Annotated in this window: 26 protein-coding genes and 3 tRNA genes; 10 read left to right on the forward strand and 19 right to left on the reverse strand. The window is 60.3% G+C overall.

Features of this window, described 5'->3' with window-relative positions; all coding sequences use genetic code 11:
* Nucleotides 1-10: 10 nt before the first annotated feature.
* A tRNA-His gene (locus HMPREF2690_RS03700) sits at nt 11-83 on the forward strand.
* Nucleotides 84-232: 149 nt separating this feature from the next.
* Nucleotides 233-1093, forward strand: coding sequence for a siderophore-interacting protein (locus HMPREF2690_RS03705; protein ID WP_070820219.1), 861 nt, complete (start codon nt 233-235; stop codon nt 1091-1093).
* 34 nt (nt 1094-1127) lie between these two features.
* Here the strand turns inward: HMPREF2690_RS03705 and HMPREF2690_RS03710 are convergent, their stop codons facing one another.
* On the reverse strand, nt 1128-2327 hold the full coding sequence (locus HMPREF2690_RS03710) for a L,D-transpeptidase (protein ID WP_070422579.1): 1200 nt from the start codon (nt 2325-2327) through the stop codon (nt 1128-1130).
* Nucleotides 2328-2532: 205 nt separating this feature from the next.
* Between HMPREF2690_RS03710 and HMPREF2690_RS03715 the strand changes: the two genes are divergently transcribed.
* Nucleotides 2533-2605: transfer RNA gene (locus tag HMPREF2690_RS03715), tRNA-Lys, on the forward strand.
* A gap of 92 nt (nt 2606-2697) precedes the next feature.
* Nucleotides 2698-3273 carry a nicotinamidase gene (locus HMPREF2690_RS03720; RefSeq protein ID WP_070422580.1) on the forward strand — a complete coding sequence of 192 codons (576 nt, stop codon included), beginning with the start codon at nt 2698-2700 and terminating at the stop codon, nt 3271-3273.
* Here HMPREF2690_RS03720 and HMPREF2690_RS03725 read toward each other — a convergent pair whose 3' ends face one another.
* Nucleotides 3274-3921, reverse strand: a complete 648-nt coding sequence (locus tag HMPREF2690_RS03725; RefSeq protein WP_224213570.1) for a DUF305 domain-containing protein — start codon at nt 3919-3921, stop codon at nt 3274-3276.
* Nucleotides 3922-4040: 119 nt separating this feature from the next.
* Nucleotides 4041-4316, reverse strand: a complete 276-nt coding sequence (locus HMPREF2690_RS03730; protein ID WP_070820220.1) for a DUF3618 domain-containing protein — start codon at nt 4314-4316, stop codon at nt 4041-4043.
* A gap of 80 nt (nt 4317-4396) precedes the next feature.
* On the opposite strand from HMPREF2690_RS03730, the gene bcp reads away from it, so the two are divergent.
* Nucleotides 4397-4882 (forward strand): thioredoxin-dependent thiol peroxidase, encoded by a 486-nt coding sequence (gene bcp, locus HMPREF2690_RS03735; protein ID WP_070569037.1) that lies wholly within the window; start codon nt 4397-4399, stop codon nt 4880-4882.
* Nucleotides 4883-4905: 23 nt separating this feature from the next.
* On the opposite strand, the gene HMPREF2690_RS03740 is transcribed toward bcp, so the two are convergent.
* Nucleotides 4906-4990 (reverse strand) — tRNA-Leu (locus tag HMPREF2690_RS03740).
* Between the two features lie 98 nt (nt 4991-5088).
* Here HMPREF2690_RS03740 and HMPREF2690_RS03745 point away from each other — a divergent pair.
* Both HMPREF2690_RS03745 and HMPREF2690_RS03750 read left to right on the forward strand, forming a co-directional pair.
* Entirely contained in the window at nt 5089-5547 is a 459-nt protein-coding gene (locus HMPREF2690_RS03745) for a hypothetical protein (RefSeq protein WP_224213568.1), read from the forward strand.
* Nucleotides 5544-5915, forward strand: a complete 372-nt coding sequence (locus tag HMPREF2690_RS03750) for a DUF3817 domain-containing protein (RefSeq protein ID WP_070422583.1) — start codon at nt 5544-5546, stop codon at nt 5913-5915. The genes HMPREF2690_RS03745 and HMPREF2690_RS03750 overlap by 4 nt, the downstream gene beginning before the upstream one ends.
* A 44-nt stretch (nt 5916-5959) precedes the next feature.
* Here HMPREF2690_RS03750 and HMPREF2690_RS03755 read toward each other — a convergent pair whose 3' ends face one another.
* The 10 genes from HMPREF2690_RS03755 to clpS form a co-directional block, all read right to left on the reverse strand.
* Entirely contained in the window at nt 5960-6334 is a 375-nt protein-coding gene (locus HMPREF2690_RS03755) for a hypothetical protein (protein WP_070772002.1), read from the reverse strand.
* 22 nt (nt 6335-6356) lie between these two features.
* The gene (rdgB, locus tag HMPREF2690_RS03760) at nt 6357-6956 is read right to left on the reverse strand and encodes an RdgB/HAM1 family non-canonical purine NTP pyrophosphatase (RefSeq protein WP_070820221.1); all 600 of its coding nucleotides are present in this window, start codon (nt 6954-6956) and stop codon (nt 6357-6359) included.
* Nucleotides 6950-7678 (reverse strand): ribonuclease PH, encoded by a 729-nt coding sequence (gene rph / locus HMPREF2690_RS03765; protein ID WP_070422586.1) that lies wholly within the window; start codon nt 7676-7678, stop codon nt 6950-6952. Before rph ends, rdgB begins: the two co-directional genes overlap by 7 nt.
* Nucleotides 7679-7723: 45 nt before the next feature.
* Nucleotides 7724-8722, reverse strand: a complete 999-nt coding sequence (locus tag HMPREF2690_RS03770) for an Abi family protein (RefSeq protein WP_070820222.1) — start codon at nt 8720-8722, stop codon at nt 7724-7726.
* 155 nt (nt 8723-8877) lie between these two features.
* The gene (locus tag HMPREF2690_RS03775; RefSeq protein ID WP_070820223.1) at nt 8878-9645 is read right to left on the reverse strand and encodes an MBL fold metallo-hydrolase; all 768 of its coding nucleotides are present in this window, start codon (nt 9643-9645) and stop codon (nt 8878-8880) included.
* A 63-nt stretch (nt 9646-9708) separates the two neighbouring features.
* On the reverse strand, nt 9709-10527 hold the full coding sequence (gene murI / locus HMPREF2690_RS03780) for a glutamate racemase (protein WP_070422589.1): 819 nt from the start codon (nt 10525-10527) through the stop codon (nt 9709-9711).
* On the reverse strand, nt 10524-11186 hold the full coding sequence (locus HMPREF2690_RS03785; protein WP_070451271.1) for a rhomboid family intramembrane serine protease: 663 nt from the start codon (nt 11184-11186) through the stop codon (nt 10524-10526). Before HMPREF2690_RS03785 ends, murI begins: the two co-directional genes overlap by 4 nt.
* 216 nt (nt 11187-11402) lie before the next feature.
* Complete coding sequence (locus HMPREF2690_RS03790) at nt 11403-12362, reverse strand: P1 family peptidase (protein ID WP_070483527.1); 960 nt, start codon at nt 12360-12362, stop codon at nt 11403-11405.
* A 9-nt stretch (nt 12363-12371) separates the two neighbouring features.
* On the reverse strand, nt 12372-12911 hold the full coding sequence (locus HMPREF2690_RS03795; protein ID WP_070816483.1) for a DUF2017 domain-containing protein: 540 nt from the start codon (nt 12909-12911) through the stop codon (nt 12372-12374).
* 9 nt (nt 12912-12920) lie between these two features.
* Nucleotides 12921-13220: an ATP-dependent Clp protease adapter ClpS gene (gene clpS, locus HMPREF2690_RS03800; protein WP_070422616.1), complete on the reverse strand. Its 300-nt coding sequence runs from the start codon at nt 13218-13220 to the stop codon at nt 12921-12923.
* 94 nt (nt 13221-13314) lie between these two features.
* Here clpS and HMPREF2690_RS03805 point away from each other — a divergent pair, with 94 nt between their 5' ends.
* Both HMPREF2690_RS03805 and HMPREF2690_RS03810 read left to right on the forward strand, forming a co-directional pair.
* On the forward strand, nt 13315-14640 hold the full coding sequence (locus tag HMPREF2690_RS03805; protein WP_070422592.1) for a nicotinate phosphoribosyltransferase: 1326 nt from the start codon (nt 13315-13317) through the stop codon (nt 14638-14640).
* A gap of 3 nt (nt 14641-14643) precedes the next feature.
* Nucleotides 14644-16602: an ATP-dependent DNA helicase gene (locus HMPREF2690_RS03810; protein ID WP_070483525.1), complete on the forward strand. Its 1959-nt coding sequence runs from the start codon at nt 14644-14646 to the stop codon at nt 16600-16602.
* On the opposite strand, the gene HMPREF2690_RS03815 is transcribed toward HMPREF2690_RS03810, so the two are convergent.
* The 3 genes from HMPREF2690_RS03815 to nrdF form a co-directional block, all read right to left on the reverse strand.
* Complete coding sequence (locus HMPREF2690_RS03815; RefSeq protein ID WP_070820224.1) at nt 16592-17317, reverse strand: peptidyl-tRNA hydrolase; 726 nt, start codon at nt 17315-17317, stop codon at nt 16592-16594. The two genes, HMPREF2690_RS03810 and HMPREF2690_RS03815, sit on opposite strands and share 11 nt — an antisense overlap.
* Nucleotides 17318-17408: 91 nt before the next feature.
* Nucleotides 17409-19109 carry an aa3-type cytochrome oxidase subunit I gene (ctaD, locus tag HMPREF2690_RS03820; RefSeq protein ID WP_070422595.1) on the reverse strand — a complete coding sequence of 567 codons (1701 nt, stop codon included), beginning with the start codon at nt 19107-19109 and terminating at the stop codon, nt 17409-17411.
* 228 nt (nt 19110-19337) lie between these two features.
* Nucleotides 19338-20327 carry a class 1b ribonucleoside-diphosphate reductase subunit beta gene (gene nrdF / locus HMPREF2690_RS03825; protein ID WP_210400822.1) on the reverse strand — a complete coding sequence of 330 codons (990 nt, stop codon included), beginning with the start codon at nt 20325-20327 and terminating at the stop codon, nt 19338-19340.
* Between the two features lie 122 nt (nt 20328-20449).
* Here nrdF and HMPREF2690_RS03830 point away from each other — a divergent pair, with 122 nt between their 5' ends.
* A complete protein-coding gene (locus HMPREF2690_RS03830) occupies nt 20450-21166 on the forward strand; it encodes a FadR/GntR family transcriptional regulator (RefSeq protein WP_070820226.1) in 717 nt (238 codons plus the stop codon).
* 61 nt (nt 21167-21227) lie between these two features.
* Here HMPREF2690_RS03830 and nrdE read toward each other — a convergent pair whose 3' ends face one another.
* On the reverse strand, nt 21228-23393 hold the full coding sequence (nrdE, locus tag HMPREF2690_RS03835; RefSeq protein ID WP_083320305.1) for a class 1b ribonucleoside-diphosphate reductase subunit alpha: 2166 nt from the start codon (nt 23391-23393) through the stop codon (nt 21228-21230).
* Between the two features lie 11 nt (nt 23394-23404).
* Nucleotides 23405-23941: a class Ib ribonucleoside-diphosphate reductase assembly flavoprotein NrdI gene (gene nrdI, locus HMPREF2690_RS03840; protein WP_083279447.1), complete on the reverse strand. Its 537-nt coding sequence runs from the start codon at nt 23939-23941 to the stop codon at nt 23405-23407.
* Nucleotides 23942-23989 lie beyond the last annotated feature (48 nt).

The raw sequence follows: 23989 nt of genomic DNA on the forward strand, positions 1-23989 counted from the left end.
AACAGCAATGGTGGCTGTAGTTCAGCTGGTAGAGCACCAGGTTGTGATCCTGGGTGTCGCGGGTTCGAGCCCCGTCAGCCACCCCGAAGCGTGCCCCGTAATCTCCACAACAGGTTACGGGGCACATTGCTATTCCACCCCCTCCTTGAATATGTTAGCCTTACCTAACTATTTGGCGTGCGAACTTCCGCCGCCCGAAGCAGCCACGAGTTGTTGAAGGACAGGGACAACGATGACTGAACAAGCCAACAAAGCGGCCGCGAGGCGTAAACCCCGGAAGGCCAATGAGGCAACCGTGACCGGTCGCCGCCAGCTCTCCCCCGATCTGGTTCGCTTAAGCCTGAACGCCCCCGCTTTTGTCGGTAAAGATCTGGAGTTTACGGACCACTACCTCAAGCTGTTGTTCGTGCCGGAGGGCGCCGACTACTCCTGGCCATTTAACGTCGAACAGGTCCGTGAACAACAGCCGCGCGACACGCAACCGGTGACCCGGACCTACACGTTGATCAACCTCGACTCATCGACCGGGGATTTCGATGTTGACTTTGTCACCCACGGCGATGCAGGCCTGGCCGGTCCGTGGGCTCGCGTAGCCGAGGTTGGAGAGAAGATCGGCTTCTTCGGCCCAGGTGGCGCGTGGGGCCCTTCGGTCGACTACGAGCACTTCATCTTCGCCGGCGATGAGTCCGCAGCACCGGCCATCGGCGCGGGCCTAAAGCGCCTCCCCGAGGGCGCAACTGCGACCGCGTACATCGAGATCGAAGCCGAAGACCGCAAGTTTGAGCTCCCAGCCCACGATGGCGTGGACATCCATTGGGTGATCCGCAACGGCGCGACCCATGGCACGGAGCTATCCCGCGTCGTGCGACAGGCCGGCGTGCCGGACGGAAAGAACACCAGCTGGTTCATCCACGGCGTTGCCGAGATGATCAAGGAAATGCGGCGCTTCCTCTTCGTCGAATCCGAGGTCCCCAAGCAAGACGTGTCCATCTCTGGATACTGGCGCATCGGCATGACAGAGGATCAGTGGCAGGCCTCCAAGCGCGATTTCAACGCCGAGATTGAAGCCGAGGAGGAACGCGCGAAAGCCTAACTGCGCCTGGGGGCACTAACTGCACCTAGGGGCACTAGGAGTAGAGCTGCTCGCCGCTGCCGCCGGAGCGCTGCTCCCAATCAAGGTTCCAGTAGCCCAAGCCGTCGTACGGGGTCAGGGTCGATCCGCCAGTGTTTTTCACCACTACCGGGTCACCCCGTTTGACGTACTCCTGGAACCACTTGGCGTTCTCATAGGAAGCGTTGATGCAGCCGTGCGACTGGTTCTGGGACCCCAACGCCCACAGCGCCCACGGCGCGGAGTGGACGTAGATGCCCGAGTACGACAGCTGGGTGGCGTAATCCACCGGCGTGACGTACCCGCCCGCATCCAACGCCAAGCCGTAGGTACGCGAGTCCATGACAAGGCTGGGGTGCTCATCCCCCACCACGTAGGTGCCATTCGGGGTGTCGTAGCTACCGTCGGTTCCCAGTGAGATCGGGAACTCCTTCACCAACTCGTCGTTAGCGTAGACGCGCAGCATCTTGTCGTAGTTATCCACGACAGTCTCCACCTTGTCACCGATGGTGAAGCTGATTTCGGTGTCGTCGGAACCGTAGACGCCTTCGGCAAGTTTGCGCCCATACAGATCCACTTTCACAGTGACCTCAGTACCGGGCTCCCAGTACTCCTTCGGGCGCCAGCGCACTTCGTAAGGATCCAGCCAGAAGAATCCACCCTCGGTGTCGTTCGAGGTTTCCACCGAGATGAGTTTCTCCATCTTCTTGGTGTCTTGGATCGGGCTATCAAAGCGGATGGTTACCGCCTGGGCGACACCAACCGTCGAGCCGTCAAGCGGACCAACGTACGCATTAACCGTCACAGCCGGCGACACCGTAGTAAACGACGACACCACCTTCTGGCCCTCAACATCACGCGCCTCAATGGTGTACTCGCGTCCGTAACCAAGCGGTTCCGCCGTAGACCATTCGGTTTTGTCGTCGTTGAACTCCGCCTCGACTTCCTTGCCGGCCTCGTTGGTCATCTTCACCGAGGCCAATCCGACCTCCGAAAGCACCTTCACCGGCTGGCCAGGCTCGACGTCAGTGGCGTTATTGCTCACCGAGACTTTCGGCGGCTTCGCCGCAGGCGTCGTCTCTGCAGCCTGGTCTGTCTCCGCAACCTGCTCGAGACGGCTCGACCCATCCCCCGGTGAGCAGGCCGAAATCATCGCTCCTGCAGCCAGCGCCGTCAGGACCGCGGTGCAGCGGCGAACCGCGCGAAGGTGGAGCACAATGGACCCCTCACAACTCAAATCCAAAACTCAAACGCCAATACTTTAACCGTTAACGGCTAAAAAGCCACCATCCACAAACAAAGCGTTATACAACGTTTAACATCGCCGAAAAATATGCTCTTACCTGCCGATTTCACACATTCAATACACGCTGCTAATGTATTATCTCGTTGCAGAGAGCAACACCAACAAAACAAAATACGCGCCATTAGCTCAATTGGCAGAGCAACTGACTCTTAATCAGTGGGTTCGGGGTTCGATTCCCTGATGGCGCACAGCACAGCGAGGCTGGCAGGTATTTTACCCGCCAGCCTCGCTTTTTGTGTACCCGTCACTTTTTCTCGCAGCTGAGACTAGGCTGATCTTCATGAAAACAGCCTTGGTAATTGTTGACGTGCAAAATGACTTCTGCCCCGGCGGTAGCCTTGCCACCGCCCGCGGCGATGAGGTGGCGTCAAAAATCGCGGAGTTGATCTCCACCCCTGATAACAGGTGTTTGGAGTACGACCACATTGTGGCAACACAGGATTGGCACATCGAGCCAGGTGACCACTTTGCCAAGGAAGGCGAGACACCGGACTTTGTCAACACCTGGCCGCCGCACTGCGTCGCTGATTCCTATGGTGCGCAGATGCGCGGACCGGTGGATACCTCGCTGATTGAGGAGTTTTTCCGCAAGGGCAAGTACACCGCCGCTTATTCCGGATTCGAGGGCGCAACTGAGGCTGGCACATCGCTTGAGGATTGGTTGCGCGAGCGCGAGGTTTCCCAGCTAGACGTCTGTGGCATTGCAACGGACTTCTGTGTGCGAGCCACCGTCCTGGACGCCCTGAAGGCTGGTTTCAAGGTGCGCGTCCTGCGCGCGATGTGCTCCCCTGTCGATGACAAAGGCGGTGCCGCAGCGCTTCAGGAAATGTTTGAGGCTGGCGCCGAGATTGTCTAGTTACTTCGTCGGGTTGTAGCCCAGAAGTTCTTCCATCTCGCCCATTTCGGCGGTTTGCACCTCAATCATGTCTTGGGCCAACTCGCGAAGCGGCTCGTAGGCGCCGCCGTCCACCTCGTCCTGCGTCATCTTGATCACGTGGGCGTGGTGGAAGTGCATCATTTCGAGGAAAGCGGTGCGCAGGTCGTCGCCACGCAACTGCGCGAACTCGTCCAACTGCTCGGGCGGGAACATGCCATTGGCGATGTGCTTCGAGTGGAGCTCCATGTCCTGATCGATGCCCCACTCGTCGGCCCAGGCGTTCATCTGCTCGTTTTCGCGCTCCTGACCGTCCTTGATGCGCTGGGCGAGATCACGCACCTGCGCATCGTCGACGTCGGAGTCCAGCAGCACATCCGACATGTCGATCGCCTGCTGGTGGTGCGGCACCATCATGCCCAGGAAGTGGACGTCAGTGCCGTTGTACTCGGCGTCGGTGTCCGTCGACGTTGCGGCGGTCTCTTCATCCGGGGTGAACGCTGCGCGTATCGACGGCCCCGCGACAGTGAGCACAAGCACAATCACCGCAATGACCGCTAGTGCGATCAACAGCGGCTTTTTGCTGCCCCGCATCCGCTCGAGTTCGTGGTCGGCCTGATCATTAACCATTGATGCTCCCTTTCGGTCGTAAAGAGAGATTACCTTGAATTCAACAAGGACACGAGCGTATCGACGACAAAACGCCGGCACCTACAACATTGCAGGTACCGGCGTACAGACGCTCGCGCTTAGTTACGCGACAGCAGCTTCTGCAGCTCCTTGAGCTCGCTCTTGCGCTTACGGCCGTTGTAGACCTTGATGCCGATCAGCGCTGCGATACCGACGACGACACCGCCGATGACCTTCTGCACCGTCTCGTCCTCGAGCCAGGTCTTTGCCTGATCCCTAGCCGTATCGGCCAAGGTGGACGGGTTCGTGCGGTCTGCAAGCTCATCAAGCGTGCTGGCCAGCTGGCTGCGGGTGCGTGCAAGGTCACGCTCAATGTCGTGAATATCTCGTGCCACGGTTTCAAACTCCTACGTTTACTTGGGACTTTTCTAGACTCACGTCTTTTCGTACCAACAGTAGTGTAAAACGGGGAGGCATGACTGAACCCATCAGACTGCAAGAAGGGGACGTTGCCCCCGCATTCACCCTGAAAAACGACAAGGGCGAAACCGTTTCGCTTGCCGATTTCGCTGGCCAGCGAGTCATCGTGTACTTCTACCCGAAGGCCAACACACCCGGCTGCACCACCGAAGCCTGCGACTTTAGCGACAATATGGACCAGTTCAAGGAGGCCTCCGTCGCCGTACTCGGCATTAGCCCCGACCCGGTAGAGAAGTTGGCAAAGTTCCGCGACGACCACAACCTGACCGTGCAGCTGCTTTCCGACGAATCCAAGGAAACCCTCGAGGCATACGGTGCCTTCGGGGAAAAGAAGAACTACGGCAAGATCGTCCAAGGCGTTATCCGCTCAACGTTCCTTGTCTCCGTCGACGCTGACGGTAAGGGCACCGTGGAGCAAGCCCAGTACAACGTCAGGGCAACTGGCCACGTTGGCCGCATCCTGCGCGACTGGAACCTGTAAGTCCCCACTCCCCCATAAAGAATTGGTGCGCCCGGAGAGACTTGAACTCTCACGCCATAAGGCACTGGAACCTAAATCCAGCGCGTCTGCCAATTCCGCCACGGGCGCGTCGAGAACGGATATTACACGCCGCGCCCCCATCCACAGAAACCGCGGTATCAAACTTTAGTTTGGCACCATGGTTTTACCGGGTAAGATCACCACTCGTGAGCGAAAAGTTGGAACACACGGACGCGGACGGGACCACCCCGATTCCGCAGCGTGAGCGTCTCCGCGTGCGATGGTGGCACATCCTGCTCCTCATCGCAGCCGCAGTGACGTGCCTGCTGCTCGCCCGGTGGCAGTGGGAACGCTACCAATCCGGCACCGGCACTCTCCAGAACCTGGGCTACGCCCTGCAGTGGCCATGCTTCGCACTGTTCTTCATCTACGCCTACCGCGTAGGTATGCGCATGGAAAACGACAAGATTGACGCCGAGAACGCAGGACTGACCATGGATGACCTGTACGAGGCCGATCTCGCCCGCTACGGCAAGCACAAGCCCGTCACGGAAATCGACGAGGACTTCCTGCCCGCACGTCCGGAGATCGACGTCGACGAATACAACAAACTTGTGGCACCGCGCCGCGAAACCCACCCGGAAGGTAAAGGTGAACACGCATGACCGAGCAAACTCAGCCAGCAGCACAGCCAGAGCGCATCCACCCGGAGCGCCAGCGCCGCGTCAAGCAGGCATTGCTGTGGTTCTCCATCGCGGCGTGGATCACCGGCGTCCTGCTGCTTCTGCTGATTGCCCGCATGATCATGCAGTACGGCTTCGACATGAACGTCGACTACCTGTCCTGGGTTGCGCGCGTGCACGGCTTTGCGTTTGTCGCGTTTTTGATGACGTCGCTGAATCTCGGCTCCAAGGCCCGCTGGTCCGGCGGCACCTGGGTGGCAACCGCTATCTCCGGCGTTGTGCCGTTTATGTCCTTCTTTGTGGAAGAGAAGCGCCGCAAGGAAGTTAAAGAAAAGTTCCAGCTCGCCTAACGCCGGCGAACTGGAACTTCGGGGGATGAAACCGGCGGCGAAACTTATTCGTCGTCGGTTTTTGTTAGCACCATGACGCCGACCTTTTCTGCCTGATCGTTTTGTGGCGACAGTGTCAACGTGTCGCCTGCACGCTCAGCGTCGTACTCCAGATCCTGGTGCGTCAGCGGATCTTCCAGCTTGAACTCTTTATCGTCGCGCAGGCAGTTCGCTTCGTTAGTCTCACCGTCGGTTTCGGTCAGCTCCCAGGAGCAATCCTTACCGTCAATGGTCACAGTGGCCTGACCACCGCCGGTCCCCTCCTGGGTTGCGGTGACGTCGCCCGACCAGGTGCCGTCGAAGTCACCGTCCTGCCCACAAGCGGTCAAAAGAGCGCTGGAGGCGAGAACAGTTGCTGCGAATGCGATTGTTTTCTTCATGCAGCCACTGTAACGAAATTCGTCACTTCAGCGCCGCGATGTGCTTTGCCAACTCCCGCAACGCCTTGCCCCTGTGGGACCGTGCGTTCTTCTCCTCCGAGGTCAGTTCCGCCGAGGAACGTCCCGGCGCGTCATCGGGTGCGAAGAGCGGGTCGTAGCCGAAACCGTTGTCGCCGCGGGGCTCGCGAAGCAGTTCGCCTTCCCAACGCCCTTCTGCGACGTGTACATCGCCTTCTGGGGTGGCAAGCGCGCAGCAGGACACGAAAGCGGCTCGACGCTGGTTGATGTCTTCCATCTGCTTGAGCAGCAGGGCGTTGTTGCCAGCGTCGTCGCCGTGGTTACCGGACCAGCGAGCGGACAGGATGCCCGGCATGCCGTTGAGGGCTTCGACGCTTAGGCCGGAGTCGTCAGCGACGCACGGAAGACCAGTCGCGGCAGCACCTACCCGGGCCTTCAGTACGGCGTTTTCCTCAAAGGACAGGCCGTCCTCGACGGGGTCGGGGTACGCGGGGGCCTGATCAAGCGACACTAGCTCCACTCCCTCGATGGCCAGCTCGCGCAGCACCTGGTCGAGTTCGCGGACCTTGCCCGGGTTACGGGACGCGACGAGGACTTTTACCATCCCAACGCCGCCTTCTGGGCTGCGAAAAGCTCCTCGCAGCCCTTGGCTGCCACGTCGAGCATCTCGCCGAGCTGCTCGCGGCCGAACAGGCCGTGCTCGCCGGTGCCCTGGATCTCGACAAAGTTGCCGCCCTCCTGCATCACCACGTTGAGGTCCACCTCCGCTCGGGAGTCTTCCTCGTACGGCAGGTCGAGGCAGACGTGGCCGTCGATGATGCCGGCAGAGATCGCCGCTACCGGCTTCAGCAGCGGCTCACCCGGCACCACGCCGCGCTCCTTGAGCACAGCGATCGCGTCCGCAAGTGCGACGTACGCGCCTGTGATCGACGCGGTACGGGTACCACCGTCGGCCTGGAGCACGTCGCAGTCGAGCTGGATGGTGTTCTCACCGAGTTCAGAAAGATCCACCGCAGCGCGCAGGGAACGACCCACCAGGCGCGAAATCTCGTGCGTGCGGCCCTTTACCTTGCCACGCATCGATTCACGCGGCATACGCTCGTGCGTCGCGGAAGGAAGCATGGAGTACTCGGCGGTCAGCCAGCCTTCGCCGGAATCCTTCTTAAAACGGGGAACGCCCTCCTCCACCGAAGCGGTGCACATCACGCGGGTGTTACCGAACTCCACCAGCACGCTGCCAGCAGGGTTCGAAGTAAAACCGCGGGTGATACGGACAGGGCGAAGCTCGTCGACGGCGCGACCGTCAAAACGCGAAAAATCAGTCATAGCCCCAAGCGTAACGCAGGCGGGCGTCGCGTCCCTGCAAGCCAACTAGACCCAAGGCGATTTATTAATCACGTTCGGAGGGCACCCCATTGCGGTGAGGATGGGCAACGAGTGTGAGTGCGTCGAAAGATCGTGTCCCGAGAAATTGGCCATCAGGAATTCGTGAGCAACTTTGGTGAGCCCGAAATGTGGCTCTCCTTCGATCACACCGTGCAGGTACTGCAACATGGACAATTTGAAGAATGTCCGGTCTCGCAACGATTCCGGATACGCCCGAATCCAGCTGAGTGTGGAACTTGGTTTTCTTGGCACAAGCGGTGCATCGTCTACACGGTTATACAGTCTCGCGTAATGTGCACACGTATTTCGCAAATAAGCCAGCGATCGCTGCCATGACCCGAGCTCCTTGAACGTGAGCCCGGTATCAGCAGCGATCTGCTCGCGCATCCACTTTGGAAGCAGATCGTACAGATTGTGCAGCGTTCCCCATTCGAAGGTCTGCACTGCAGCCCAAATTGGAAGATCTTCGTTGCGATCCCGGTAGTGGTGTACGAAATCCTCTTTGGAGTAACCAATAGATGCGTCAAAGCGGTCCAACCACTTTGCATACCGCTCTACCTGGTTCGGTTCCTTAATGGGAGGCTGCATCTGCAGGTCAAGCATTGACGGGTCGTCAAGATGAAGATGAAGCAGCGGGTGCACGCTACCAATCGCGTGTGCAATGGCGTTACGGAGCCAAATCTCCACGGGCTCCAACGCACTCAAGGCTGCCTTACGCAATCGGGTATCGAACCTCATGAGTCGAATGATGTCGTCGAAATTCGTTCCCTCACGGAATTCTTTCTTGCGTGTGAGTTCGTATCCGTGAAGTTTTTGTTGATTCGGGAATGGCTCTCTAAACGGGTACCAGTATCCGCTCAAACGGTAATATCCGATGTTTCGCAGCGACTCTTCCGCAGACGCAAGATCTGCAATTCGCATCCCCCGTTCGCCCAATAGCGTGAGCAAGTCTTCATAGTTCTGAAACGGTTTCGTGGATACCACGATCCCCTACCCCCAAGATTTTGAAAACCGGCCCTGGACTGACTACTCAAGATGTAGCCTAGCGGAACCGGTCGTTGTGGTGGCTAATTTAGCGCACCCGACCCCCTAGGTCACCTTCCACCCCTTAAAAGGGGTAACGCAGTAAGGCCCGCCCCTTACACCTCGTAGACGGCGCCGGCCTGCCCCAGCAGAATCTCGCCATCAAACTCAGTACGGGCTGCCTCAAGCACACTGTACGGGTCAGTCCACGGTTGAATGTGCACGAGCACCAGCGTCTTCACCCCGGCTTCGCGGGCGAGGCGTCCCGCCTCCTTGCCAGACATGTGCATGCCTTCGGCTTTGCCTTCCGACGACGCACCCCAGGCTGCTTCGCAGAGGAACAGGTCGGCGCCGCGGGCGGCGTCGATAAGCGACGGCGTGTAGCTCGAGTCGCCCGAGAACGTCAGCACCTTGCCGTGCGCGTCCTCCACGCGCAGCGCATGCGACTCCTGGGCCGGGTGGACCACTTCAAACGGCGTGACCGTCAGACCGCTCAACGTCTCCGGCTCGCGGGTACGCCAGGTGGTGAACTCGAATGTGTCGGTGCAATCGTCGACATCATCCGGACCATCGGCGCTCATGCGGCCAAAGTGCTCAACCGCATACGAAGGCCCGATGAGGCGGTGTCGCTGCTGCGCAGGTGCCTCCGGATGGTATCGGCGCCACACCAACAGCGACGGGAAATCCGAGCAATGATCAGCGTGCAGGTGGCTGAAGATCACGTGGGCCGCAGCAGGATCGAACCGTTCCTGCATCGCGGCGAGCGCCCCCGGACCAAAGTCCATCACCACATCGGTTTCACCCGGCACCGAAATGACGTAGGAGGAGGCGGGGTTCCCCGGCGCGGCAAGGCTTCCGGAGCACCCAAGGATGGTCAACTTCATGGAAACACTGTGCCATGAATGCGCCCTAATTTCACACTGGATCGCCGAAGCGCACGGCGAGTTTTACAGTCTGTTGCCCACCGCATGCACCTGAGGGCCGAGGAATCGGCGGGCGAGCTCATCGAATGTGCCAGGATCTCCGGTGGATTCGAAGATGCGGATTGGAGCGGTGGTGTCGTCGCTAAGCAAATCGCTCTCCGTGAGCACGCGCAACACATCCTTCGAGGTTTCCTCCGCAGAGGACACGAGCGTGACATCATCGCCCACGGCCAGCTGGATCACGCCGGAAAGCAGCGGATAGTGCGTACAGCCGAGCACAAGCGTGTCCACGCCTGCTTCGCGCAGCGGCTCCACATAGCCGCGGGCGACCTCGAGCACATGCTTGCCGGAGGTCACGCCCTGCTCCACGAGGGGGACGAAATCAGGGCAGGCAACAGCGGTGACATCCACATTCGGGTTGACCGCGAAGAAGTCCTGATACGCACCAGAGGTGACGGTGCCTTCGGTGCCAATGACGCCGATCTTGTTGTTTCGGGTGGTCGCCATCGCACGGCGTACTGCAGGCTGGATCACTTCGAGGACAGGGATGCTGTAGCGCTCGCGGGCATCATGAAGAAACGCGGCGGTGGCGGTGTTACACGCAATGACAAGCATCTTGCAGCCACGTTCCACCAGATCGTCAGCAATGCGCTGCGAATGAGCGCGCACATCCGCGATCGGCTGCGGACCGTACGGGCTATTGGCGGTATCGCCGATATAAATCAAGGATTCGCCCGGCAACTGATCCATCACCGCACGCGCCACGGTCAGCCCGCCGACACCGGAGTCGAACAACCCAATCGGCGCGTTGTTACTTACCTGGTTGCTTACCTGGTTACTCACCTGCGCGCCTGCTTTTCCGCAGCCTTCGCCTGCTTCTTCGCATGCTTTTTCGCGGCGAGCTCCGGCGGATCGTCAGACGTGATGATCATGCCGGCGACAATGCCACCGATCGCGCCGAAGAGGTGCGCCTGCCAACTGACACCCTCAGTGCCCGGCAGCACACCCCAAATCAAACCGGAGTAGAAGAAGCCGAGGATTAAGCCGGTAAGAATCTGACCAATCGAGCGGTTGAAAAAGCCACGCACCAACAGGTACGCCAACCAGCCATACACCAGGCCGGACGCGCCAATGTGGTTCGTGCCAATACCGCCGAACACCCAGGTGCCGAGTCCGCCGATGAGCAGAACGAACGTTGTCACCTCCCAAAACACGCGCTTGCCGGAGTAACCGATGAGGTAGGCAAACAGCGCACCCGGCAGCGAGTTGGAAATGATGTGTTCCAGATTCGCGTGCAGCAGCGGCGAGGTGAAAATCATCGGCAGACCGTTGATGTCCAGCGGGTGTATGCCAAAGCCCTGCAGCCACGGGAAGAAGAGCTGGAGAATAAACACAGCCCAAATCAGGGCCAGGAAGCCACCTGCAAAGCGCAGCCCGGATTTGCGCTGCTGCCTGCGTTTGAGCGACCTGCTCGCCGGGTAACCCTGTCCCTGCAACCCCATGCCCGGCTGGCCGTACGGCTGACGCTGGTTGGCATAGGGGTTGTGTGGCACACCCGGCGCAGGCATGCCGCCGAACGCGGGCGGTTGGGTCTCTGGGTGGGAGAACGGACGCTGGAACGGCTTGCCGTAGCCGGGCTGTTCGGTGCGTCCGTAGCCCCAGCCTTCAGGGGTGTGGTGGTTGTTATTGTTCATCGTGGTGCAGCTTAGCTGCCTGCGCTAGGCGCGTGCGATGTCGCGCCAGGCGGTGATACCAAAGTCACCGGTTGCGTTTACTACAGCGTCCACGATTGCAGCCTGCACTGCTTGAGCGCCGGCTTCTCCGATGCGCCCGAAAGCTTCGACATCGCTGACCGGCTGCGCACCAGGTTGAGCGGTGGACACTGCGAACAACGTGTCGCCGTCGAGTGGCGAGTGCGCGGGGCGAATGGCTCGCGCGATGCCGTCGTGTCCGGTCATTGCCACGCGCTTGAGTTGTGGCTTTGTGAGCGGCGCATTCGTGGCAATCACACCGATCGTGGTGTTCAGTTTCGGTGTGGGGCGCTCAAGCGCGTTAAACCGCTCCAGGTCCACCGCGGGTTTCGCGCCATCGCCGTAGAGGAGCCCGGTGTGCTTATCGACGACCATCCCAACCGGATTGGCAACCACATACGCCTCAACCGTGTAGCCGTCCGTGCTCATCGTGCTCACCGTGGCCTGGCCAAACCCACCCCGCAGCACGCCAGCGGTTGCGCCACAGCCAGCACCGACACTGCCGGTCGCTCCTGTACCACCGTCGAAGGCGGCGGTGATCGCGGCTGCACCATCGGCCGCAGTGGGGCGGTGTGCCGGGTCGCCGACGACAAGGTCGAAGATCACCGCCGCAGGCACGATCGGCACCCGGGGGCCCGGCATGTCTTCGCCGAACACCGGAAAGCCCCAACCGCGGCGTTCCAGCTCGGCCATCGCTCCATCGGCGGCCGCAAGTCCAAACGCGGAGCCGCCACAGAGCATGATCGCGTGGACCCGCTCAACGGTGTTGTGGGGTTCGAGCAGGTCAGTCTCACGTGTACCGGGGCCACCGCCACGCACATCCACTGCCGCGACCATGCCTGCCTCGTGCGGTGCAAGGATCGCGGTCACGCCAGTGTCCGCGAGTGAGATGTGGCCGATGCGGGCCAAGGGGTCGTCGATACGCATGCGCTCGAGCTAGCCCATCAATGCGTCGAGCAAAGAATCCTGACAGTACGCGAGCCACTCCACGAGCATCGCGCGCTCCTGCTGAGCGCCCTCGCCACCCGAAGTGTCAGCGGCAATGTAGAGGCGCATGTCGTTGACCGCAGCGATGAACTTGTGCGCGTCTTCTTCCTCGATGGTGACCTCAACGCCACCAGTGGGGCCGAGCGCCTCGTTGACCACCTGCAGATTGATCAACTTCGCACGAATGATGTCGTTTTCATGCAAGCTGCGCAACAAACCGTTGTCGCCCTCGAACTCCTCGTCGCCCTCACGCTCAAAGTCGGGCAACAAACGAGCCAACTTCGGATCCTGTGGCGCCTCCGTGTGCCCGGTGGAAACCCCCATCATCTCCGCGAACTCATCCTTCGGAGCCGACTGCGCACGTGCAATCAACGCCTCCGACACCGTCGCCGTGAGATCCCCAATGACCTCACGCTCCATCGGATCAAACGTGGTCGTGTACTTCGGGGTTGAACGCATCAACCCCTTCTTCTTACGCCAAGGCTGCATTCGTCTCCCCTACCCTGCCTGCTGCATCGTCGCCCACAGACCGGCGGTATGCAGTTTCTTCACGTCGGTTTCTACCTTGTCCTTCTCGCCAGAAGAGACCACAGCCTTGCCCTCAGTGTGGACCTGCATCATCAGCTCCTGGGCGCGCTTGCGGTCGTAGCCCAGCACCGTCTGGAACACATAGGTGACATAACTCATCAGGTTCACCGGGTCGTCCCACACAATGCACAACCATGGCAGGTTCTCGCTCGTGGCCACCTCGACATCGACGGCCTCGTCGAGCTCCGGGGTCGCCATCGGCGAACTCATATGCGCCGGTTCGGCAGCGTTGCGAGCTGAAGCAAACATGTGAACCACCTTACCCCGTCGGACGGGAGGGGACGGGAGGGTACGCTTGCACACCATGAACCAACCGCTGCCCTCTACCGCGTTTTTAACCGACATGTACGAGCTCACCATGCTCGACGCCGCCATCCAAGATGGCACAGCCGAACGCGAGTGTGTTTTCGAAGTCTTTGGCCGCCGCATGCCCAACGAGCGCCGCTACGGCGTCGTCGCAGGTACCGCGCGTGCCCTCGACGCAATTACCCGCTTCCGCTTCACCGAAGAGCAGATCGCAACCGCCGATTTCCTTTCCGATGCAGCACGCGAATATCTCCGCAACTTCCGCTTCTCCGGCCAGGTGGACGGCTACCGGGAGGGCGATCTGTACTTCCCGTACTCCCCAATCATGACGGTGCGCGGCACGTTCGCCGAGTGCGTCATCTTGGAAACTGTCATCCTGTCCATCCTGAATGCCGACTCCGCGATTGCCTCCGCCGCGTCGCGTATGGTCTCCGCGGCAGACGGCCGGCCGATTATCGAGATGGGTTCGCGCCGTACCCACGAAGAGGCTGCCGTTTCGGCTGCACGTGCGACCTACATCGCGGGTTTTGACGCAACTTCCAACATGGAGGCGTCGCTACGCCACGGCATCCCGGCGTCCGGTACTGCCGCCCACTCGTGGACGCTGCTGCATGTCGACGAGAACGGCCAGCCCGATGAAAAGGCCGCCTTTGCCGGCCAGATTAAGTCCCTAGGTAAGGACACCACGCTGCTGGTGGATACCTTTGACATCACCAAGGGCGTGGACAACGCGCTCGAGGTTGCTGGCACCGAACTCGGCGCGGTGCGTATCGATTCTGGTGATCTCGGCATCGTCTCACGCCGCGTGCGCAAGCAACTCGACGAGGCAGGTGCGTTCAACACCAAGATCATCGTCTCCTCCGACTTGGATGAGTTCGCCATCGCAGGTCTGCGCGGCGACCCAGTCGATGGCTTCGGCGTCGGCACCTCTGTGGTGACAGGCTCCGGCGCGCCTACGGCTGGCCTGGTCTACAAGCTCGTCGAGGTCGAAGGCCACCCCGTGGCCAAGCGTTCTTCCGGCAAGGTCACCTACGGCGGCGGCAAGTCTGCGCTTCGCGCGTACCGCTCCTCCGGCGTTGCGGTGGGCGAGATTATCCACCCGATGGGCGCCGAAATCCCCCGCAAGCCGAACCTGGACTACCGCGAGCTGACCGTGCCGATGATCCGCGACGGTGAGGTCCTGGACAACCAGCCAAGCATCGAGGACAGCCGAAAGCTGCACGCCGAAGCACGCACCACCCTGCCCTGGGAGGGCCTCGCTCTGTCGCGCGGCGAGGTTGCCATCCCGACCCGTTTTATCGGGTTTCCGGAGCCCACCGAGTAGGCCGTGGCAGACGAACCGCTTTCGCACAGCACAGGTGAGTTGCTTTCGGCTGCCGTCGAGTCGCTCGGCGGCTCGCGCCGGCCTGGCCAGGTCAAGATGGCCGACGCGGTCACTCGTGCGTTGGATTCCGAACGTCACCTTGCCGTTCAGGCAGGCACTGGTACGGGTAAGTCCCTGGCGTACCTGGTTCCTGCGCTCCGTTATGCACAGATGCACGACACAACCGTTGTGGTCTCCACTGCGACGATCGCGCTGCAGCGCCAACTGGTCGACCGTGACCTGCCGCGCCTTGCCGACGCGCTTGAGCCTCTCCTGCCCCAGCGACCAACCTTTGCCATCCAAAAGGGCCGTAACAACTACGTCTGTTTGCACAAGGTGCTTGCGGAGGACCCCAGCGACACCCTCATCGAGGAAGAGGATCTGACCTGGCTGGGCAAACACGTCAAGCGCGTCGCCGAGTGGGCACAGGACACCCCGACCGGTGACCGCGACGATCTGGTTCCTGGTGTGCCAGATCAGGCGTGGCGCCAAGTTTCGGTGACCTCCCGTGAGTGCTTGGGGGCGACGCGTTGTCCGCACGGCCAGGACTGCTTCGCGGAGATCGCCCGGGAGCGCACCAAGGACGTGGACATCGTGGTCACCAACCACGCACTACTGGCTATCGATGCCCTCGCCGATGTGGACGTGCTCCCCCAGCACGATGCTGTGATTATCGACGAGGCCCACGAACTCGACGGACGCATCACCTCGGTCGCTACCGCGGAGATTTCCGCACGCGCACTCGCCATGGCAGCTCGCCGTGCCGACAAGCTTGGCGCGAAACGCGAAACACTCGAGGACGTTATCGACGACTTCACTGCCGCCATCGACCTCGAAGCCCCCGGCCGGTGGGAAACCATTTCCGACCCGGCACGTGGTGGTTTTGTCGCTCTGCGCGACGCGTTGTGGAAGACCCGCCAGTCCATCGGCGAACCGCCCGAGGGTGAGGCCCAGAACGATCCGGAGAAGTTTGCGGAGCGTGGCAACCTGACCAACCACTTGGAGGATCTCCACGACGCGATCGTGCGCATCCTCGGTGTGTTCGACGAGCCGGATCCGGCCAAGCACACCGACGTTGTGTGGCTCACCCGCTCCGACCGCCACGGCGATTCCGTCTCCGTCGCGCCCCTGTCGGTCGCGGGGCTGCTCCACGAACGGCTTTTCGGGGAGCGCACCGTGGTGCTTACCTCTGCCACGTTGACGGTCGGCGGCAACTTCAACGCCATGGCCAGCGCCTGGGGCTTGCCGAAGGGCACCTGGGACTCGCTCGACGCTGGCACCCCGTTCGACCCCGCCAAGTCGGGCATCCTCTACACCGCGAAGCACCTGCCCACCCCGGGCCGCGATGGGCTTGCGAAGGAAACGCTCGATGAGATCGCGGACCTTATCACCGCCGCCGGTGGCCGCACCCTGGCACTGTTTTCTTCTCGACGAGCCGCCGAACAGGCCGCCGAAGCCATGCGGGCCCGCCTCCCCTTCGACATCTTGTTGCAGGGCGAGGACTCCACCGGTGTACTGGTTGATAGTTTTGCCAAGTCAGAGAACTCATGTCTGTTCGGCACACTGACGTTGTGGCAGGGCGTCGACGTTCCAGGGAGCTCGTGCTCGCTGGTCATCATCGATCGCATCCCCTTCCCCCGCCCCGACGATCCCCTGTTGCAGGCCCGAGCAAACGCCGCCGATGCCGCCGGCCGATCGGGCTTCATGGAGGTCTCCGCCACCCACGCGGCGCTGCTCATGGCGCAAGGTGCCGGCCGCTTGCTGCGCTCCGTCAATGACCGCGGGGTCGTGGCAGTGCTGGACAATCGCTTGGTGACGAAGCGCTACGGCTCGTTTATCCGCCGCAGCCTCCCCGCCTTCTGGGATACCACCGACCCCGAGGTCGTTCGCGGCGCGTTGAAGAGGTTGGTGGCTAAGGGATAGCCACCACGGTGGTGGAACCGGGCGCGACCTCCGTGTAGCCCGCGTCTCGCACCGCGACCGCACCTGGCCGATCGCAGTACTCACGGAACTGATCAGCAGACACTTCACGCACGTTTAGCGGGAACCCCTGCTCGGCCCAGTCCAGCACCCACTCGAGGTCCTGCGCCGCAGCAAGCAACATTGAGGCGTGTCCTACCTGTGCGGCCGCCTTGCCCGCGGACATCGCAAGCGAACTGTCCACTGCGATCAACGGAGCACCCTCGACGATCGGCAGGTCTTCGCCCTCCTCGAGTTCTGTGCCCTTGATCTGCAACTTGGCTATCGCATGTGGCACATCCCCTACAGCAGACGGAACAAACGCGCGTACCGATCCCACTGTCACCCCAGGTAACGCCTGCACGTCATCCCAAGCCTTGTTCCGTGCCCTCCGGGCAACCTTACGGATGCGGTGTGAATACCACTGCTCTACCCCGTCGCGCCAGAAACCATCGATGCCCGCACGAGAGTCGAGGCATACGGCGACGACGGCGCGGGCGGCGCAAACAAGCACCGCGTTGCGGCTGGGCGGATCCTGCTTGGGCAGATTGATGGCGAGTTGCATCGCCTGCACTGTCGATGGGTCGTTTGGATCCTCGCTGCGTTGGCGGTAGTCATCTGCGACGCGTTCCCGCAGCAGCTCGTATGCGCTTGTGATTTCGGTTGTGGCGGCGTTCATCGTGGTTCAGGGTAGTGGACACAACAAAGCCCCCGCCGAAGCGGGGGCTGAGTTCAGGAGGCCAGTAGTCCGTTGCTACTTGGCTGGGGTGTTATGCCTCGCGGTGGCCAGTGTGGGCCTCACGACGCAGGGTCTCCACCATGTGCGGGTAGTGCAGCTCGAACGCAGGACGCTCGGAGCGGATACGCGGCAGGGAGGTGAAGTTATGGCGCGGCGGCGGGCAGGAGGTTGCCCACTCGAGGGAGTTGCCGTAGCCCCACGGATCGTCGACGGTGACGATCTCGCCGTAGCGCCAGGACTTGAACACGTTCCAGATGAACGGCAGGAAGCCGATACCCAGGATGAAGGAGCCAACAGTGGACACCTGGTTCAGGAGGGTGAAGCCATCGGTGTCGAGGTAGTCAGCGTAACGACGCGGCATACCCATGTTGCCCAGCCAGTGCTGAACCATGAAGGTCAGGTTGAAGCCGATAACAACGAGCCAGAAGTGAATCTTGCCCAGCTTCTCGTCGAGCATGCGACCGGTCATCTTCGGGAACCAGAAGTACACGCCAGCGGTGGAAGCGAACACCACGGTACCAAACAGGGTGTAGTGGAAGTGCGCAACCACGAAGTAGGAGTCGTGCAGCTGGAAGTCCAACGGCGGAGCAGCCAGCATAATGCCGGTCAGACCACCGAAGAGGAAGGTGAACAGGAAGCCCGTTGCCCACAGCATCGGGGTCTCGAACGTCAGGTGACCGTTCCACATGGTGCCGAGCCAGTTGAAGAACTTCACACCGGTCGGAACCGAAATCAGGAAGGTCATGAACGAGAAGAACGGAAGCAGGACAGCGCCGGTGGCGAACATGTGGTGTGCCCACACAGCCATGGACAGACCTGCAATAGCCAGGGTTGCGAAGACCAGGCCGATGTAGCCGAAGATCGGCTTACGGGAGAACACCGGGACGATCTCGGACACCAGGCCGAAGAACGGCAGTGCGAGGACGTACACCTCAGGGTGGCCGAAGAACCAGAACAGGTGCTGCCACAGGATCGTGCCGCCGTTAGCGGTGTCGTAGATGTGGCCGCCGATGAGACGGTCGAAGAGCACACCCATTGCAGCTGCGGTCAGCAGCGGGAAGATCATCAGCGCGATGATCGAGGTAACAAACACCGTCCAGGTGAACACCGGCATACGGAACATGGTCATACCCGGCGCACGCATGGTCAGCACAGTGGTGAGCATGTTCACGGCGGAAGCAATGGTGCCCACACCGGTAGCGCCTACACCGACAATCCAGAGGTTGGCGGAAACGGACGGCGTGTGCGTTGCGTCAGCCAGCGGCATGTACATCGTCCAGCCGAAGTCAGCAGCGCCACCCGGGGTAACGAAGCCGGCCAGCATGGCGATAACACCAACGGTGGTGACCCAGAAGCCGAATGCGTTCAGACGCGGGAAGGCCACATCAGGGGCGCCGATCTGCAGCGGCAGAACGTAGTTAGCAAAACCCCAAACGATTGGGGTACCGAATGCCAGAAGCATCACGGTGCCGTGCATGGTGAACAGCTGGTTGAACTGCTCGTTGGACAGGAACTGCAGGCCTGGGCTGAAGAGCTCCAGACGAATCAGCAGGGCCATCAGGCCAGCCACGAAGAACCACACGAACGACATGATGATGTACATGATGCCGAGGTCTTTGTGGTCGGTCGTGATGAGTTGCTTATAAAATTGCGAACCCTTGCGGGCATGGCCCGTCGGCTCGGGGCGTGTCGGCGGGACGTGATTGTCCAGCCTAGGTGCCACAGCGGTCATTGAATCCTCCTGATTTCGACAACTGCACTTGACCCGAATTGCCTCGAATCACGCACAGCTGCCACGAGTGATACCGGATCAGCATAACGTTCTGCACACTGTTTTTCCAGCCTCTCCGAATACTGTTCCCCCTTGCGGGGTGAACCCATGCAGTCAACCCTGCTGCGTTGTCTGCAAATGGGAGACGCCTCGCCGGTTGGCGAGGCGTCGTCGACAAGCAAAGTGCGCCTAGAAGTCCCAGTCGTCGTCCTGGGTATCCTCCGCACGTCCGATGACGTAGGAGGAGCCGGAGCCGGAGAAGAAGTCGTGGTTCTCGTCGGCATTTGGCGAAAGCGATGCCAAAATTGCCGGGGAGACCTTCGTCTCATCGGTTGGGAACAGCCCCTCGTAGCCAAGGTTGTTCAGCGCCTTGTTTGCGTTGTAGCGAAGGAAGCGCTTCACGTCCTCAGTCCAGCCGAGCGGGTCGTAAATATCCTCGGTGTACTGATTCTCATTCTCGTACAGGTCGTACAGCAGATCGAAGGCGTAATCCTTAAGCTCTTCCTTCCGCTCTTCGGACTCGTTGCGCACACCGAGCTGATACTTGTAGCCGATGTAGTAGCCGTGCACGGCCTCGTCGCGAATGATCAGACGGATAATGTCGGCCGTGTTGGTCAGCTTCGAGTGCACCGACCAGTTCAGCGGCAGGTAGAAGCCCGAGTAGAACAGGAACGATTCCAGCATCACGGAAGCAACCTTGCGCTTCAGCGGATCATCGCCCTCGTAGTAGGACAGGATGATCTTCGCCTTGCGCTGCAGGTACTCGTTTTCCTCAGACCAACGGAATGCCTCATTAATAGAAGGGGTATCCGCAAGCGTCATAAAAATGTTGGAGTAGGACTTCGCGTGCACCGACTCCATGAAGGCAATGTTGGTCAACACTGCCTCTTCGTGCATCGACGTAGCATCCGGAAGCAACGACACCGCACCAACCGTGCCCTGGATTGTGTCCAGGAGCGTCAGGCCGGTGAACACACGCATGGTCGCGGCCTTTTCATCCTCAGTCAGCGTGTTCCAGCTCGGAATGTCATTGGACACCGGAATCTTCTCCGGCAGCCAGAAATTACCCGTCAAGCGATCCCAAACCTCGAGATCCTTGTCGTCGGGCACATTGTTCCAGTTAATCGCCTTCACCGGTTTGGTGTGAGACTCAAGGTAACTCGCGTATTCGTCAGTCATGGCGACCATCCTACCCGAGACCCCCATAAGAGAAATCGGGCTTGAAATTGCATTGAATGAGCGTCTCAATGGCCTAAGATACTGACGAATTACACACAATTAGCTGCCTGAAGGAGGGCACTGTGACTTCGAGCGACAAGCGCTCACCCACGCAACCCCTACTCTCGTCCATCCTGGATGTGTTAGGGGAAGAGATCGTCTCGGGTGTCCAGCCGGAAGGCAACACGTTCACCCTTCATGATCTGTCCGAGCGTTTCGGTATCTCTCGCACGGTCGCGCGCGAGGCGATGCGTGCGCTTGAGCAGTTGGGGTTGGTGTCGTCGTCACGCCGCGTGGGCCTCAAGGTGCTCCCCCAGTCCGAGTGGAATGTGTTCGACCACCAAATCATTTCTTGGCGTTTGCGTAGCGACGAACAACGGCACGCCCAAATCGCTTCCCTGCGCGAACTTCGCGACGCAATCGAGCCGTCCGCCGCGCGCCTCGCCGCGACGAATGCCACCCCTGCGGAAGCACGCGAGCTGTGCGCCCTCGCCGAGCGCATCGTGGAGCTCGCCGGTCAGGTCGCCGGTAACTCTGAGGAGTTCCAAGAGGCCGACGCCCGCTTCCACTCGTTGCTGCTTACCGCGTCACGCAACGAAATGTTTGTCCAGTTGACCCAGCCGATCATGGATGTGATGAAGGGGCGCTCCGAGTACGGCATCATGCCGGACGATCCGGAGATGAACACCATGAAGATTCACATCGAGCTCGCTGACGCGATCGCCAACAACGATCCGGATCGTGCAGAAGATGCTTCTCGACGACTCCTGCGCGGTGTCAACGAGTTCATGGAAATTTAACCCCCGGGGTTCCCGCCTCCTACAGGCGGGAACCCCAACCCCCGAGCCCCTCCCTACGTGCTTAGAGCATGCAGGAGACGCAACCCTCGACCTCGGTGCCTTCCAACGCCATCTGACGCAGACGGATGTAGTAGAGGGTCTTAATGCCCTTGCGCCATGCGTAGATCTGCGCACGGTTGATGTCACGGGTGGTCACCGTGTCCTTGAAGAACAGGGTCAGGGACAGGCCCTGATCCACATACTTCGTGGCAACTGCATACGTATCGATGATCTTTTCGTAGCCGATCTCGTACGCGTCCTTGAAGTACTCGATGTTCTCGTTGTCCATGTGCGGCGCTGGGTAGTAGACGCGGCCGATCTTGCCTTCCTTACGGATCTCGATCTTCGATGCGATCGGGTGGATCGACGAGGTCGAGTTGTTGATGTAGGAAATCGAACCGGTCGGCGGCACGGCCTGCAGGTAACGGTTGTAAATGCCGTCGCGGGCCACGTCTGCCTTGAGCTGCGCCCACTGCTCCGCCGTCGGCACAGCAATGTTGGACTTTTCAAACAGTGCCCTGACCTTGTCAGTCTTCGGTGCGAAATCAGCCGGATCGTAGCGGTCGAAGAACTCACCGGTTGCGTACTCGGACTTGTCAAAGTCCTTGAATGCGCTGCCCTTCTCCACTGCAATCTTGTGGGATGCGCGGATGCACTCGTACATCACCGCGGCAAAGTAGGCGTTGGTGAAGTCCAGGCCTTCCTCGGAGCCGTACTCGATGTGCTCACGGCCAAGGTAGCCGTGCAGGTTCATCTGCCCCAGACCAATGGCGTGGGAAGCTTCGTTGCCGTCGCGCACCGGCGGCACGGACTCGATCGACGTCTTGTCTGCCACGGCTGTCAGCGCACGGATTGCCGTTTCGACCGTGCGGCCGAAGTCCTCGGAATCCATCGCCATTGCGATATTCAGCGAGCCCAGGTTGCAGGAGATGTCGTGGCCGACTTCCGCGTAAGTCAGGTCCTCGTTCAGCACCGACGGAGAGTTAACCTGCAGGATCTCCGAGCACAGGTTGGACATGTTGATGCGGCCGGTCTTCACCGGGTTCGCACGGTTCGCGGTGTCTTCGTACATGATGTACGGGTAGCCGGACTCGAACTGGATCTCCGCCAAGGTCTGGAAGAAGTTACGAGCGTTGATCTTGGACTTGCGGATGCGCGGGTCCTCGACCATCTCTTCGTACTTCTCCGTCACGGAGATGTCAGCGAACGGCACGCCGTAGACACGCTCGACGTCGTACGGGGAGAACAGGTACATGTCGTCGTTACGCTTGGCCAGCTCGAAGGTGATGTCCGGGATAACAACGCCCAACGACAGCGTCTTGATACGGATCTTCTCATCGGCGTTCTCACGCTTGGTGTCCAAGAAGCGCATGATGTCCGGGTGGTGCGCGTTCAGATACACAGCACCTGCACCCTGGCGGGCACCGAGCTGGTTGGCGTAGGAGAATGCGTCCTCCAGAAGCTTCATCACAGGGATGACGCCGGAAGACTGGTTCTCAATGTGTTTAATCGGCGCACCGGACTCGCGAATGTTCGACAGCAGCAGCGCCACACCGCCGCCACGCTTGGACAGCTGCAGCGAGGAGTTGATGGCGCGGCCGATGGACTCCATGTTGTCCTCGATACGCAGCAGGAAGCAGGACACAAGTTCGCCGCGCTGTGCCTTACCTGCGTTGAGGAAGGTTGGGGTGGCGGGCTGGAAACGGCCGGTCATGATTTCGTCGACAAGCGCGAATGCAAGATCCTGGTTGCCATCGGCGAGGAACAGCGCCGTCATAGCCACGCGATCCTCGAAACGCTCCAGGTAACGACGACCATCGAACGTCTTCAGCGTGTACGACGTGTAGTACTTGTACGCACCGAGGAACGACTTGAAGCGGAACTTGTAAGAGTAGGCGCGCTTGAACGTGTCCTTAATAAACTCCCACGCGTACTTCTCAATCGTGTCCGGCTCGTAGTACTTGTTCGTAACCAGGTAATCGATCTTCTCTTCCAGATCGTGGAAGTAGACCGTGTTCTGGTTCACGTGCTGCAGGAAGAACTGGTTCGCAGCCTCACGGTCTTTATCAAACTGAATCTGACCGTTCTCGTCATAAAGATTCAGCAGCGCGTTCAACGCGTGGTAATCCAGCTGGTCCTTTTCATGAGCCGGCTCCGGGACATTCTTACCGAGGGGCAGAGTAGACACTTCGAGGCCTTTCAGTTCGTAGTTCTTTTGTATTTACCGGCGTATTTTTCGCGCAGTTTTGCCAATCGCTCCGACTCATCCGGAGCCTGCTGCACGTGCGCTTGCGTATCGACGACCTCCGGTCCCCCACGCAAACCCAATCGTTCAGCGTTTTCAATCAGTTGGTTGCGCACATGCGCGACATCTTCGGCCGAGCCCATGAGCTCAAACCTGTATAAGTACGGGACCTTACACTTGTCAGCGATCACCGGCCCAGCAAGGCAGTAATCCGCACCAAAGTTAGAGTTTCCGGCGGCGATCACACCCCGCATCAAGGTGCGATTGCCCTCATTGTTCATGAAGCGGATCACTTGCGCCGGCACCGGCCTGGAATTACCACCACTCACGCTCACCCCACCTCCGTAAGTGGGACAGATGAGGATGTATGGCTCGTCGACGACGAGTTCCGGATCGGTTCTGCGCAGGGGGATCCGCTTCGCAGGAAGGCCGAGCTTCTCCACAAACCGCTTCGTGTTCTCAGTGGCGGAGGAGAAGTAGACGACCAGCATGGCCACTACCTTTCTTGTGCAGATTTCAGAAGGCTACTGCCAGTTGTG

Source organism: Corynebacterium sp. HMSC034E11, from assembly GCF_001835905.1.
GTDB classification, from domain to species: domain Bacteria; phylum Actinomycetota; class Actinomycetes; order Mycobacteriales; family Mycobacteriaceae; genus Corynebacterium; species Corynebacterium coyleae.

Bases quoted from the DNA above. Each gene is read 5' to 3' on its own strand.
- bcp (WP_070569037.1), top strand. From the start codon at position 4,397: ATGACTGAACCCATCAGACTGCAAGAAGGGGACGTTGCCCCCGCATTC.
- nrdF (WP_210400822.1), bottom strand. From the start codon at position 20,327: ATGACTGACGAATACGCGAGTTACCTTGAGTCTCACACCAAACCGGTG.
- rdgB (WP_070820221.1), bottom strand. From the start codon at position 6,956: ATGGTAAAAGTCCTCGTCGCGTCCCGTAACCCGGGCAAGGTCCGCGAA.
- HMPREF2690_RS03755 (WP_070772002.1), bottom strand. From the start codon at position 6,334: ATGAAGAAAACAATCGCATTCGCAGCAACTGTTCTCGCCTCCAGCGCT.
- HMPREF2690_RS03720 (WP_070422580.1), top strand. From the start codon at position 2,698: ATGAAAACAGCCTTGGTAATTGTTGACGTGCAAAATGACTTCTGCCCC.
- HMPREF2690_RS03775 (WP_070820223.1), bottom strand. From the start codon at position 9,645: ATGAAGTTGACCATCCTTGGGTGCTCCGGAAGCCTTGCCGCGCCGGGG.
- HMPREF2690_RS03705 (WP_070820219.1), top strand. From the start codon at position 233: ATGACTGAACAAGCCAACAAAGCGGCCGCGAGGCGTAAACCCCGGAAG.
- ctaD (WP_070422595.1), bottom strand. From the start codon at position 19,109: ATGACCGCTGTGGCACCTAGGCTGGACAATCACGTCCCGCCGACACGC.
- HMPREF2690_RS03805 (WP_070422592.1), top strand. From the start codon at position 13,315: ATGAACCAACCGCTGCCCTCTACCGCGTTTTTAACCGACATGTACGAG.
- clpS (WP_070422616.1), bottom strand. From the start codon at position 13,220: ATGAGTTCGCCGATGGCGACCCCGGAGCTCGACGAGGCCGTCGATGTC.
- HMPREF2690_RS03815 (WP_070820224.1), bottom strand. From the start codon at position 17,317: ATGAACGCCGCCACAACCGAAATCACAAGCGCATACGAGCTGCTGCGG.
- rph (WP_070422586.1), bottom strand. From the start codon at position 7,678: ATGACTGATTTTTCGCGTTTTGACGGTCGCGCCGTCGACGAGCTTCGC.
- HMPREF2690_RS03750 (WP_070422583.1), top strand. From the start codon at position 5,544: ATGACCGAGCAAACTCAGCCAGCAGCACAGCCAGAGCGCATCCACCCG.
- HMPREF2690_RS03785 (WP_070451271.1), bottom strand. From the start codon at position 11,186: ATGGGGTTGCAGGGACAGGGTTACCCGGCGAGCAGGTCGCTCAAACGC.
- nrdI (WP_083279447.1), bottom strand. From the start codon at position 23,941: ATGCTGGTCGTCTACTTCTCCTCCGCCACTGAGAACACGAAGCGGTTT.
- HMPREF2690_RS03795 (WP_070816483.1), bottom strand. From the start codon at position 12,911: ATGCAGCCTTGGCGTAAGAAGAAGGGGTTGATGCGTTCAACCCCGAAG.
- HMPREF2690_RS03725 (WP_224213570.1), bottom strand. From the start codon at position 3,921: ATGGTTAATGATCAGGCCGACCACGAACTCGAGCGGATGCGGGGCAGC.
- HMPREF2690_RS03790 (WP_070483527.1), bottom strand. From the start codon at position 12,362: ATGCGTATCGACGACCCCTTGGCCCGCATCGGCCACATCTCACTCGCG.